This window comes from Pseudomonas sp. ASL9 (assembly GCF_056680335.1).
On sequence record NZ_CM155277.1, the window covers coordinates 1,163,075 to 1,175,806 of the forward strand.

Consider the following 12,732-nt stretch of genomic DNA (forward strand, 5'->3'; position numbering starts at 1 on the left):
CATTTATGAGCACTCTTACCCAAGCCCATTGCGTAGCCTGCCGCGCCGACGCCCCGCAGGTCAGCGATGAAGAACTGCCTGTTCTGATCAAGCAGATCCCCGATTGGAACATCGAAGTACGTGACAGCGTGATGCAGCTGGAGAAAGTCTTTCTGTTCAAGAATTTCAAGTTCGCGCTTGCGTTCACCAACGCCGTCGGCGAAATTGCCGAAGCCGAGGGCCATCACCCAGGCTTGCTCACCGAATGGGGCAAAGTGACCGTGACCTGGTGGAGCCACTCGATCAAAGGGCTGCACCGCAACGATTTCATTATGGCCGCGCGTACTGACGGAGTGGCCAAAGGCGCCGAGGGCCGCAAGTAATGCATTTCAATGATATCCAGCGAGTGCCAGGGGACCCGATTCTCGGGTTGATCGAGGCGTACGCGACTGATCCAAACCCGAACAAATTCGACCTCGGCGTAGGCGTCTATAAAGACGCGCTGGGCCTGACGCCGATCCTGCGCTCGGTCAAGCTGGCCGAGCAGCGCCTGGTGGATCAGCAGATCACCAAAACCTACATCGGTGGTCACGGCGAGCCTCGCTTTGGCACGCTGATCAGCGAGCTGGTCCTGGGCAAGGACTCGCCGTTACTGACAACCAAGCGCGTCGCCGCGACCCAGACCCCTGGCGGTACGGGCGCCCTGCGTCTGTGTGCTGATTTCATTGCTGAGTGCCTGCCTGGGCGCGGTATCTGGCTGAGCGACCCAACCTGGCCGATCCATGAAACCATTTTTGCCAAAGCCGGGCTCAAGGTCAGTCACTACCCCTATGTTGGCAGCGATAACCGGCTTAACGTCGAGGCCATGCTTGCCACCTTAAATCGGGTGCCGCGTGGCGACGTTGTGCTACTGCATGCCTGCTGCCACAACCCCACCGGCTTCGATCTGTCCCAGGATGCTTGGCGGCAGGTACTGGACGTGGTGCAGAGTCGTGATCTGTTGCCATTGATCGACTTCGCGTACCAGGGTTTTGGCGACGGTCTGGAACAGGATGCCTGGGCCGTGCGGCTGTTCGCAGACGCTTTGCCCGAGCTGCTGATCACCAGCTCCTGTTCAAAAAACTTCGGCCTGTACCGTGAGCGCACCGGCGCCCTGCTGGTGTGTGCCGGCACGACCGAAAAATTGCTGGATGTGCGCAGCCAGCTTTCTTCCATTGCGCGCAACCTGTGGTCGAACCCACCGGATCATGGCGCCGCCATTGTCGCCGAGATCCTCGGGGATCCTGAGCTGAAAAGCCTATGGGCCGATGAAGTGGAAGAGATGCGCGTGCGCATTGCGCAACTACGCGCCGGCTTGGTCGAGGCCTTGACACCACTGGGTCTGGGCGAGCGTTTCGCCCATATTGGCGTGCAGCGCGGCATGTTCTCCTACACCGGCCTGAATGATGATCAGGTTGCGCGGTTGCGCCATGAACACAGCGTTTATCTGGTCAGTGCCGGGCGCGCCAACATCGCAGGTATCGATGCCTCGCGCTTGGATGCTCTAGCGCGGGCCATCGCCGCCGTTTGCTGAAACTGATCGCTCCCCGCTTCAAACATCGCGCCCTAATAAGGGCGCGATTGCGTTAGCCCCCCTCATTCGACGTTCGTCGCAGCCGGTGTCTTTAAGTGACAAAAGGCGGTCATAAAACTCTGTTTGTCATTTCCAGTGCTGTATCCTGCCCAAGCTTTTTTAAAAGCAATGATCTTTCCAGCAACCTTCAATCAGATCTTGCGCGGAGCGACGACGATGCATGAAATCCCTAACTTCCCTTTTCCAAGCCTGCACAAACCCGAGCAGACCCCTTCGGCCCACCAAGAGCCCGGCCAGAAAACCGAGTTGAAGGCCAGTCCTGACAAAACCAGAGACAGCGACAACGCCAAACGCAAAGATTGACAGCAACCTTCAGACCGTATGCCAAACCAGTGTTCTTAACCTGTTTTCATGCGGTCTGTTATGGCCGCGCGCCCAGCCAACAGCGTCTGCAAACAAGACCGCGCCTAAAAAAACACCCCCCGAACAAAACAAGTGGAGCCTGCCATGACCGACCTCACCGACACTCAAGCCAGCGTCGTTATGAGCACCACTGAAAAAATGATCGAAATCTGGAACCGCCTCAACCCCGAAAAACAGGCGGCGCTGCTCGCGCGTTTCGGTACTCAGGAAAATGCACTCGCGGCTCTGGTCGCTTCGCAATTGCTTGCGCCCGCCAGCGGCACTGCGTCATAGCACGTTTATTTCAGCGTTTCCCCTTCACCCGCCCCACTGTGCCTCAACCGCCGCTATCATAAGCAGCCCTGAGCGCGCCTCAAGCTGAAACGTTTCGTCCTGCGCACCTTGAGCATCACCCAACGCTGCCGCAACCGTGGATTTTACCCATGCAAGAAACCCCGCCTACCCCCTCGCAACGACCGATGGCCATCACACTGCAAGTCGTTTCTATCGTCCTGTTCACGTTTATCGGTTATCTGAACATCGGCATCCCATTGGCTGTTCTGCCCGGCTATGTGCATAGCGACCTGGGGTTTGGTGCCGTGGCCGCCGGCCTGGTGATCAGCGTGCAATACCTGGCAACGCTGCTCAGTCGCCCTTATGCAAGCCGCATCATCGACAACCTTGGCAGCAAAAAAGCCGTGCTTTACGGCTTGGCAGGGTGCGGCCTCAGCGGCGTGTTCATGCTGCTCTCGGCCTGGCTGCAAAGCATGCCGGTACTGAGCCTGAGTTCGCTGTTGGTCGGTCGACTGGTGTTGGGCAGCGCGGAAAGCCTGGTGGGCTCAGGCTCGATTGGCTGGGGCATTGGCCGGGTCGGCGCACACAACACGGCCAAAGTCATTTCCTGGAACGGCATCGCCAGCTATGGCGCACTGGCAATCGGCGCACCCATGGGCGTGTTGCTGGTCCAACAGTTCGGTTTATGGAGCATGGGCGTGAGCATCATCCTGCTCGCCGGTATCGGCCTGGCACTGGCGTGGCCCAAGCAAGCCGCGCCGATTGTTCATGGCGAACGCCTGCCCTTTCTGCATGTGCTGGGCCGGGTGTTGCCTCACGGTACGGGACTGGCGCTGGGCTCAATTGGTTTTGGCACCATCGCCACGTTCATTACTCTGTATTACTCCAGCCATAGCTGGCCGAACGCGGTGCTGTGCTTGAGCCTGTTCGGCGCCTGTTTCATCGGCGCACGCTTGCTGTTCGGCAACTTGATCAACCGCTTGGGTGGTTTTCCGGTGGCGATTGCCTGCCTGTCGGTGGAAAGCCTTGGGTTGCTGCTGTTGTGGCTAGCGCCCACGCCAACATTGGCGCTGGCCGGGGCCGCACTCACCGGTTTTGGCTTCTCATTGGTGTTCCCGGCGCTGGGTGTCGAGGCAGTGAATCTGGTGCCAGCGTCCAACCGAGGAGCAGCAGTAGGCGCGTACTCGCTGTTCATTGACCTCTCGCTGGGCATTACCGGGCCAGTTGCTGGCGCGATTGCCGCCGGTTTTGGTTTTGCGTCGATCTTTCTGTTCGCCGCCCTGGCAGCCATGACTGGCCTGCTGCTCAGCGTTTATCTGTACCGGCAGGCGAAGCCCGTACAGGATTACACGGTTTAGGTATTTGTTGCTGGGGAGATCGCCTTCGCGAATAAATTCGCTCCTACAGACCGCACATGTTCTGTCGAAGCGAATTTATTTGCCTAGAAATCCACCTTGCCGCGCCCGGCCTTGATGCTGCCGCGCTGGCTTTTGCCTTCCAAACGACGCTTCTTCGAGCCCAGGGTGGGTTTGGTTGGGCGGCGTTTTTTTTCGACTTTGGCTGCATTGATGATCAACTCACTCAGGCGCTCCAGTGCATCGGCACGGTTCTGTTCCTGGGTGCGGTATTGCTGGGCCTTGATGACGATCACGCCGTCGCTGGTGATACGGCTGTCGCGCAGCGCCAGCAAACGTTCCTTATAGAACGACGGCAATGACGATGCATTGATGTCGAAGCGCAGGTGTACCGCACTCGACACCTTGTTGACGTTCTGCCCACCCGCGCCTTGAGCGCGGATGGCAGTCAACTCGATTTCGGAATCGGGCAGATGCACAGTGTTGGAAATCACCAGCATAGAAGCACTACGTCAACGCCTTCAGGCTATCCGCATCACTGCGTTTGTTTTTCACGTTGTAGCAGACCCACATCGCCAGCAACCAGACCGGAATCGCGTAGACCGAGACCTGAATGCCCGGGATCAGCAACATGATGCCAAGGATGAACACCACAAACGCCAGGCACAGATAGTTGCCGTACGGATACCACAACGCCTTGAACAGCGGCGTCTGGTGCGTATTGACCATGTGTTGGCGGAACTTCAAGTGTGAATAGCTGATCATCGCCCAGTTGATCACCAGCGTGGCCACCACCAGCGACATCAGCAATTCCAGCGCATTTTGTGGGACCAGATAGTTGAGCACCACTGCAACGAAGGTGACCAACGCCGACACCGCAATCGCCCGAACCGGCACACCACGCTTATCGACTTGAGCCAACGCTTTAGGTGCGTCGCCCTGCTCCGCCATGCCTAACAACATACGGCTGTTGCAGTAGGTGCCGCTGTTGTATACCGACAAGGCGGCTGTCAAAACCACGAAGTTGAGAATGTGCGCCGCCGTGTTGCTGCCCAGCATCGAGAACACTTGCACGAACGGGCTGCCGCTGTAGGCATCGCCGGATGCATTGAGGCTCGCGAGCAAGCTGTCCCAAGGGGTCAACGACAGCAGTACGACCAAGGCGCCGATGTAGAAAATCAGGATCCGGTAGATCACTTGATTGATTGCCTTGGGGATCACGGTTTTCGGTTGGTCGGCTTCTGCTGCGGTGAAACCGAGCATTTCCAGACCGCCAAAAGAAAACATGATGATCGCCAATGCCATCACCAGACCTTTAACGCCGTTAGGGAAAAAGCCGCCATGCTCCCATAGATTACTCACCGACGCTTGCGGGCCACCGTGGCCGCTGGCCAGCAGGTAGCTGCCCAGGGCGATCATGCCGACAATCGCCACGACCTTGATAATGGCGAACCAAAACTCGGTTTCCCCGAACACCTTGACGTTGGCCAGGTTGATCGCATTGATCATCACAAAGAACACTGCGGCCGAGGCCCATGTCGGGATCTCTGGCCACCAGTAATGCACGTACTTGCCGACCGCTGTCAGCTCCGACATGCCGACCAAAATATAAAGTACCCAGCAGTTCCAGCCGGAGAGGAAGCCCGCAAAGCCGCCCCAGTATTTGTGAGCGAAATGGCTGAAGGAACCGGCCACTGGCTCTTCGACGATCATTTCGCCAAGCTGGCGCATGATCATGAAGGCAATAAAGCCGCAGATCGCGTAGCCGAGAATCATCGACGGACCCGCCGATTTGAGCACGCCTGCCGAGCCCAGGAACAGCCCTGTACCGATGGCGCCGCCCAGTGCGATCAGCTGGATATGACGATTTTTCAGACCGCGCTTCAACTCGCCCGAATGTGAGTTTTGTTCACTCATTGATAGTCACCTGATTGTTATTGTCTGTGACGGAATCGAATCCACCGCGCTCATGACGCAGCGGAGTGCAACAAGGCGGATAGCCCTGAATGTGTTGGATGCGCAGTTACGCCGTTGAATCACAGAAAAAACGCGAGATAGTGTACACCGCCGAAAGGGCCTAGGCTTGCTGGAAAGCTATTCGGTCAGTCAGCTATCGAGGAGGGGAGCGGCGACCATCAAACAAAAAAAACGCCAATCTTTCGATTGGCGTTTTTTATTCACTGCGTGCGATTACTGCGGCTTGCGACGACCAAAGCCAGGACGCTGGCCAGAGCCTGCCGGTGGGCCATTGCGCTTGCCCGAAGGCTTGCCGTTGTCCACCAGAACAATGCCAGGACGCTGCTGTTTAGGCTTGCCCGGACGCTTGCTCACATCACTAGGACGTTCAGCCACTGGCGTGCCACGGCTGTCGGAACGACCGGCAGCAGGGCGCGGCGTGCGGGGTGCATCACCACGCGGCGCACGAGGAGAACGTTCGGCAGAATCGCTGCGCGGCGTACGCGGAGCACTGTCACCGTCTTCACGCGGCTTGCGCGCTGGACGATCGGCACCTTCGCTGCGGCCACGCAACGGACGGTTAGCAGAGTCGGTACGCCCGGTAGCAGGACGTGGACCACGGCTCGATGAGTCCGAACGCGGCCCGGCAGGACGCTGATCGCGACCTGTAGAATCCGCACGCGGACGATCACGTTCGCTGCCAGTCACCTGTGGCTGACGGGCTGGACGCTCGCCTGCCGGCGCCGGGTTGGCCGGACGCAACGTACGTACGCGCTCGCCTTTACCCAGCGGGCGGGACGATTGACGCTGCAAACGTTCCATTTTGTCTTTGACCTTGGCGTTCATCTGCGGCTGTGCGACAGGCGTCAGGCCGACTTCAGCGCTGAGAACGTCGACTTCGTACTGGCTCATTTCGCGCCAGCGGCCCATCGGCAGGTCGGAGTTGAGGAACACCGGACCGTAACGCACGCGCTTCAAGCGGCTGACCACCAGCCCCTGGGATTCCCACAGGCGACGCACTTCGCGGTTGCGACCTTCCATCACCACGCAGTGATACCAGTGGTTGAAACCTTCACCGCCTGGCGCTTGCTTGATATCGGTGAAGCGAGCCGGACCGTCTTCCAGCACCACGCCGGTTTTCAGACGCAGCAGCATGTCGTCATCAACTTCGCCACGCACACGGACGGCGTATTCACGGTCCATTTCAAACGACGGGTGCATCAAGCGGTTTGCCAATTCACCATCGGTGGTGAACATCAGCAAGCCGGTGGTGTTGATGTCCAGACGACCAATGTTGACCCAACGGCCTTCTTTAGGGCGCGGCAGGCGATCGAACACGGTCGGACGACCTTCTGGGTCATCACGGGTGCAGATTTCACCGTCTGGTTTGTTGTACATGATGACGCGGCGGACCGATTCGGCCAGCTCTTCGCGTTTGATAACGCGACCATCGACACTGATGGCATCATGCAGATCGACGCGCTGACCGAGGGTCGCGTCCTTGCCATTGACCTTGACCCGGCCTTGGCTGATCCAGGCTTCTACGTCGCGGCGAGAACCTACGCCAATACGCGCCAGAACCTTTTGCAGTTTTTCGCCTGCTGGACCGATTTCCTTGCTGTCTTGCTTGTCTTGTTCACTCATCTGGGCACCTCCCGGTGTGTCGATAACAGATCGCGCTGAGAAATGGCGCGACCTGATTGCTAAAATCTGGTGACTTGAAACTGGGCCTGATGACGAGGATAAATCGTCAAAAGGGCGCGAATCATACGCTCAAGGCGCGTGCAGCGCATTAGAGACTAGTGGAAATACCGCGCCTTACTTCTTTTTCCGCCGACCGGCGGCGTTCAACTGAATCAACCGCAGCGCTGATTCGGCCAGCACCGAGCTTTTGTCGACAAAAGTTGCAGACGCTAATGCAGGCTCAATGTGGGAGCGAATTTATTCGCGAATGCGTTGGGTCAGGCACCGATGATGCCGAATGTACCGGCCCCTTCGCGAATGAATTCGCTCCTATCAAACAAGGGGCTTCACCGTTTTGAGTGGGTAATCTATCCTCCTACCCATGAAAGATATCGATTTATACGCCCAAATCCTTGGGCTCCAGGCACCGTGGAAAGTGGTCGCAGTTAACCTTGACCGAACGTTGGGGCAAGTCGTTGTCGGCGTTGGGGTGTCTGATGCTGCTGCGTTTACCTGCCCGCAATGTGGCCTACCCGCTTCGCGTTATGACAAACGCAAGCGTCGTTGGCGGCATCTTGATACGTGTCAGTTCGTGACCATCCTTGAAGCTGAAATCCCCAGAGTGCATTGCGCCGAACATGGCGTGGTGACCGCCGAGGTTCCGTGGGCAGACGTGGGTTCAGGTTTCACCTTGATGTTTGAAGCATTGGTGATCAACTGGATCCAGGAAGCCAGTATTCAGGCGATCTCGCGTCAACTCCAGATGAGCTGGGGCAGCATTGACCGAATCATGGCTCGTGCCGTAAGGCGCGGATTGGCGCGTCGGAAACCGTTATCGCCGACCCAGATATGTGTGGACGAGACTTCGTTTCAAAAGCGTCGCGAGTACGTCACCGTGGTGACCGACCCCGCAACGGGTAAGGTCTTGCATGTGGAAGACGGCAACCTCACCCAGAGCCTGGAAGCGTTTTATACGAAGCTCAATAGCGACCAAAAGCAAGCTATTACGGGCGTTTCGATGGACATGTGGCCCGCCTTTATCAGCGCGACCCAGCGTCATATTCCGGATGCCATGCACAAAATAGCGTTCGACAAGTTCCATGTGGCCAAGCTGTTAAGTGAGGCGCTGGACAGAGTGCGTCATATGGAAAACCGCGAGCTGCTAAAGGCCGGCTCCACGGTGCTCAAGAACACGAAATACGTCTGGCTCAAGCGGGCCGAGAACCTGACCGAGCGACAACAGGCAACCTTCGAGTCGTTGCGAGAGGGTTCGTTGCGTACAGCCAAAGCGTGGGCGATCAAGGATCTGGCCATGCAGTTGTGGCGAGGTAAGGATCGGGATGAGGTCGAACAACAGTGGAACCACTGGCTGGAGTGGGCCTTGAAGAGTGGGCTGCCACCGATGTGGAAAGTCGCCAAAACGATCAAGCGACGACTTTGGGGCATCGTCAACGCCATCGTGTTGAACCTGCATAACGGGCATGCAGAAAGCATGAACGCACGCATTCAACGGCTCAAGCAACGCTCTTGCGGGTTTCGAAATCGGGAGCGTTTTCGCAATGCCATTTACTTTCATTTTGGTGGTTTGGACTTATACCCTGAACGTCTCCAAAACTCATAACACCCACTTGATCCGGTGAAGCCCCTCAAACAATCTGTAACTGATTGAAAAATAAAATATAAATGTTATTAAATTTTCAGCCAAACGCTGATCCCCTGTAGGAGCTGCCGAAGGCTGCGATCGCCCCGGGGTCGCGTCCGACGGAACCGGTCGCTTTCTTGAGACCGCTGAAGGTCGTGCCGACCTTATCGCAGCCTTCGGCATCTCCTATAAAACAGACTTTTAATCTTTTAAAAACAATGTGTTGGCGCTGTGTCTTGGGTGTATATCCGGCATTGGCGTGTGCTGGAATTACGGTTCCGCTCTTACAGCGTGTCACCTTTTACAAACGCCGGAATGCCGGACCACAAAAAGGTAACCGAATGCTTGCCCCTCCATACGGATCCTCGCTTAGGCTCGGACTTCCCTCGCTCCGGCGTTGCTCCGGGGGTCGGCCTTCTGGAAACGGGGCCTTGCCGTAATTCGATACTCAATTCACTCCAAATCCCAACAGCAGATCAAAAACCTGTGGGAGTAGGCTTGCAACTACGCGCCCCGCTGCGAAGGCGGCTTATCTGACACACCACCACCGCTCACGACACACAAATCACAACCCAGTTTGCTGCGCGACAGCGCGGCGTCGCAGACGCGGCGGGGCCTCCTACAGAAACCCGGTGTATCGGGCATATTGGGCAGTCACAGGGGATCCGCGCCCTCACTTTCATCGGCATCGGTCTCAACATCGACCCGCAGCAAATCATCAAAATCAGTCTTGAGACCCAGCTCCATCGAATCGAGTTCGACCAACAAACTGCGGAAGCTGGTTTCATCACGCGGCGGTTCCGGCTCGGCGTCGGGGTCGAGGCTGGCGTCGGCCAGGGCTTGCAGACTGGCCGGCACCGGAGCGTCGTCGAAATCGAGAATCGGATCCGGCTCCAGTTCTCGCAGATCGGCCAGTGGCGGCAAGTCGTCGAGGTTTTTCAGGTTGAAGTGATCGAGAAACGCCTTGGTGGTGGCGAACATCGCCGGTTTTCCGGGCACGTCACGGTAGCCGACGATTCTGATCCACTCGCGTTCCAGCAGGGTTTTGACGATATGGCTGTTGACCGCCACGCCACGCACATCCTCGATCTCGCCTCGCGTGATGGGCTGGCGATAGGCGATCAGCGCCATGGTCTCAAGCATTGCCCGGGAATAACGCTGCGGCCGCTCTTCCCACAGCCGACCGACCCACGGCGAAAAACGCTCGCGGATCTGTAAGCGATAGCCAGAGGCGACTTCCTTAAGCTCGAAAGCGCGGCCGTCGCACGACTTGCCCAGCAATTGCAGGGCTTTCTTGAAGACAGGCGGTTCGGGACGTTCGCCCTCCTCGAACAGCTCGAACAGACGCTCCAGCGATACCGGTTTACCGGAGGCCAACAGAAAGGCTTCGAGCAGGGGGGCCAGCTCGCGCGGTTCGTTCAAATTCATCGTTTGGCTCTTTATCAGGCTCGCCGCGCTTCAGTCATGCGCGTCTTTTATTTATTCAGCTTATCCGTTACTCGGCTCGCGCCCGGACATGGATCGCCGCAAAGGGCTCGTTCTGTACCAGCTCGACCAAGGACTCCTTGACCAGCTCGAGGATCGCCATGAAGGTCACGACAACGCCCAAACGCCCTTCTTCGGCCGTAAACAGCTCGGAAAACGGCACAAATCCGCCACCTTTGAGGCGCTCCAGCACATCGCTCATGCGCTCGCGGGTCGACAGCGTCTCACGACTGACCTGATGACTTTCGAACATATCGCCCCGGTGCAGGACCTCAGCCATGGACATCAACAGTTCTTCCAGACTGACATCCGGCAGCAACCGGCGCGCCCGTGCTTCCGGGGCGTCCAGCTTGGGCACGACCACATCACGCCCTACCCGGCTCAAACGATCGATGCCTTCAGCTGCGGCTTTGAAGCGTTCGTACTCTTGCAGACGCCGGATCAACTCGGCGCGCGGATCGTCTTCTTCCTGTTCAATTTCAGCCGAGCGCGGCAACAGCATCCGCGATTTTATTTCGGCGAGCATAGCCGCCATCACCAGGTACTCGGCCGCCAGTTCCAGACGCACGGTTTTCATCAGTTCGACGTAACCCATGTACTGACGGGTGATTTCTGCCACGGGAATATCGAGGATGTTGATGTTCTGTTTGCGAATCAGGTACAGCAGCAAGTCCAACGGGCCTTCGAACGCGTCGAGGAAGACTTCCAGCGCATCTGGCGGGATGTACAGGTCCAGCGGCATGTGCATGACCGCCTGACCATAGACCATGGCAAACGGCAGCTCCTGCTGGGCATCCGCCTGGCTGTCGACTGCCTCTACCGCTGTCATCTAGGCCTGGACCCCGAACGATCGCGGATCGCCGCAGCCCACGCGTATCACTTGCGGCTCGCCGTCGGCCAGATTGATCACGGTGGAAGCCGAGATACCGCCGATGCCGCCGTCGATGATCAGATCGACCTGATGTTCCAACACTTGACGCATCTCGTACGGATCGCTCAATGGCACGGTTTCGCCCGGCATGATCAGGCTCACGCTCATCAATGGCTCGCCCAGCTCCTCAAGCAACGCCATAGCGATGGGGTGGCTTGGCACGCGCAAACCGATGGTCCGACGCTTGGGGTGCAGGACCAACCGTGGCACTTCACGTGTGGCGTTGAGAATAAAGGTGTAAGGCCCCGGGGTGTGGGTCCTGAGCGCACGAAACGCAGCGGTGTCGACTTTGGCATAGGTCCCCAACTGCGACAGGTCGCAACACATCAGGGTGAAATTGTGCTTATCGTCCAGCTGACGCAGACGACGGATGCGCTCGATAGCACTCTTGTCGCCGATCTGGCAACCCAAGGCGTAGGACGAATCCGTAGGGTATATCACCAGGCCACCCGCCTTGATGATTTCCACTGCCTGCTTTATCAGGCGCGGCTGCGGGTTTTCCGGGTGGACCTGGAAAAATTGACTCACGGTATCTTCCTGTTCAGACGGCAGTAGGCTGGTCATGTTTGAATCGACACCAAAGTGGCGGAAGATCCTCCGGTAACGGGCGATAAACGCCAATCTCGGACCAAGCGCCAGGGGCATGAAAGTCACTGCCGGCAGTTACCAGCAGACCGAACTCGCGAGCCAGAATAGCCAAGCCACCCACCTGTTCGGCAGGTTGCAGACCATTAACCACCTCGATAGCGTGGCCACCTGCATCAATGTAGGCGGCGATCAGCTTACGACGTTTACTGCGGGTGAATTCATAGTGCCAAGGGTGCGCCAGACTGACCCAAGCCCCCGATTCGCGTAAAGTTGCGACGGTTTCTTCCAGCGTAGGCCAATGCTGTTTGACGTCGCCCAGCTTGCCAGCGCCCAGCCATTTGCGGAATGCCTCGGCGCGATCTTTGACAAAACCTGCACTCACCATGAAGTCAGCGAAGTGCGGTCGCGCCGGTGCATTACCGCTGTCACCCAGCGCTTGCTGGATCGCTCGAGCACCTTCCAGGGCACCGGGCATACCTTTGATCGCTAATTTTCGACTTATTTCTTCGGCACGCAACCAGCGTCCATGGTGCAAACGGTCAATGGCAGAGACCAATGCCGGGGCTTTCATATCAAAACCGTAGCCCAGAATGTGGATAGTTGCCCCACCCCAAGTACAGGATAATTCCACGCCGTTGACCAACTGCATATCCAGCGCAAGCGCCGCAGCACGGGCCTCTTCGAGACCTTCAAGGGTGTCGTGGTCAGTCAGTGCCAGAACCCGCACTCCGTTTTCATAAGCACGCGCAACCAGGACCGCAGGCGCGAGGGCGCCATCGGAAGCTGTGCTGTGGCAGTGCAGGTCAACATTCATAGGAGGCGCTTTCGCTGTCATTGATGTTTG

13 protein-coding genes are annotated in these 12,732 nt (G+C 57.8%); 6 read left to right on the forward strand and 7 right to left on the reverse strand.

Going from position 1 to position 12,732, the window contains the following annotated elements:
- The first annotated feature begins 5 nt into the window (after nucleotides 1-5).
- The 5 genes from AC1ME2_RS05430 (at nucleotide 6) to AC1ME2_RS05450 (ending at nucleotide 3,606) form a co-directional block, all read left to right on the forward strand.
- Nucleotides 6-362, forward strand: a complete 357-nt coding sequence (locus tag AC1ME2_RS05430; RefSeq protein ID WP_480439777.1) for a 4a-hydroxytetrahydrobiopterin dehydratase — start codon at nucleotides 6-8, stop codon at nucleotides 360-362.
- Nucleotides 362-1,552, forward strand: a complete 1,191-nt coding sequence (locus AC1ME2_RS05435; protein WP_480439778.1) for an amino acid aminotransferase — start codon at nucleotides 362-364, stop codon at nucleotides 1,550-1,552. The genes AC1ME2_RS05430 and AC1ME2_RS05435 overlap by 1 nt, the downstream gene beginning before the upstream one ends.
- Before the next feature lie 216 nt (nucleotides 1,553-1,768).
- A complete protein-coding gene (locus AC1ME2_RS05440; RefSeq protein ID WP_480439779.1) occupies nucleotides 1,769-1,915 on the forward strand; it encodes a hypothetical protein in 147 nt (48 codons plus the stop codon).
- A gap of 144 nt (nucleotides 1,916-2,059) precedes the next feature.
- The gene (locus AC1ME2_RS05445) at nucleotides 2,060-2,248 is read left to right on the forward strand and encodes a hypothetical protein (RefSeq protein WP_480439780.1); all 189 of its coding nucleotides are present in this window, start codon (nucleotides 2,060-2,062) and stop codon (nucleotides 2,246-2,248) included.
- A 149-nt stretch (nucleotides 2,249-2,397) separates the two neighbouring features.
- Entirely contained in the window at nucleotides 2,398-3,606 is a 1,209-nt protein-coding gene (locus AC1ME2_RS05450) for an MFS transporter (RefSeq protein ID WP_480439781.1), read from the forward strand.
- 83 nt (nucleotides 3,607-3,689) lie between these two features.
- Here the strand turns inward: AC1ME2_RS05450 and arfB are convergent, their stop codons facing one another.
- The 3 genes from arfB to rluB all read right to left on the reverse strand — a co-directional run bounded on the left by arfB (nucleotide 3,690) and on the right by rluB (nucleotide 7,203).
- On the reverse strand, nucleotides 3,690-4,103 hold the full coding sequence (gene arfB / locus AC1ME2_RS05455; protein ID WP_480439782.1) for an alternative ribosome rescue aminoacyl-tRNA hydrolase ArfB: 414 nt from the start codon (nucleotides 4,101-4,103) through the stop codon (nucleotides 3,690-3,692).
- Between the two features lie 7 nt (nucleotides 4,104-4,110).
- Entirely contained in the window at nucleotides 4,111-5,520 is a 1,410-nt protein-coding gene (locus tag AC1ME2_RS05460) for an amino acid permease (protein ID WP_480439783.1), read from the reverse strand.
- Nucleotides 5,521-5,793: 273 nt separating this feature from the next.
- Nucleotides 5,794-7,203: a 23S rRNA pseudouridine(2605) synthase RluB gene (gene rluB / locus AC1ME2_RS05465; protein WP_480439784.1), complete on the reverse strand. Its 1,410-nt coding sequence runs from the start codon at nucleotides 7,201-7,203 to the stop codon at nucleotides 5,794-5,796.
- Nucleotides 7,204-7,624: 421 nt separating this feature from the next.
- On the opposite strand from rluB, the gene AC1ME2_RS05470 reads away from it, so the two are divergent.
- A complete protein-coding gene (locus AC1ME2_RS05470) occupies nucleotides 7,625-8,863 on the forward strand; it encodes an ISL3 family transposase (RefSeq protein ID WP_480437575.1) in 1,239 nt (412 codons plus the stop codon).
- 675 nt (nucleotides 8,864-9,538) lie between these two features.
- Here the strand turns inward: AC1ME2_RS05470 and scpB are convergent.
- The 4 genes from scpB to AC1ME2_RS05490 form a co-directional block, all read right to left on the reverse strand.
- Entirely contained in the window at nucleotides 9,539-10,312 is a 774-nt protein-coding gene (gene scpB, locus AC1ME2_RS05475) for an SMC-Scp complex subunit ScpB (protein WP_480439785.1), read from the reverse strand.
- Between the two features lie 67 nt (nucleotides 10,313-10,379).
- A complete protein-coding gene (locus AC1ME2_RS05480; RefSeq protein WP_480442014.1) occupies nucleotides 10,380-11,078 on the reverse strand; it encodes a segregation and condensation protein A in 699 nt (232 codons plus the stop codon).
- A gap of 120 nt (nucleotides 11,079-11,198) precedes the next feature.
- Nucleotides 11,199-11,828, reverse strand: a complete 630-nt coding sequence (locus AC1ME2_RS05485; protein WP_480439786.1) for an L-threonylcarbamoyladenylate synthase — start codon at nucleotides 11,826-11,828, stop codon at nucleotides 11,199-11,201.
- Between the two features lie 13 nt (nucleotides 11,829-11,841).
- Nucleotides 11,842-12,702 (reverse strand): PHP domain-containing protein, encoded by an 861-nt coding sequence (locus tag AC1ME2_RS05490; RefSeq protein WP_480439787.1) that lies wholly within the window; start codon nucleotides 12,700-12,702, stop codon nucleotides 11,842-11,844.
- Nucleotides 12,703-12,732: the final 30 nt, after the last annotated feature.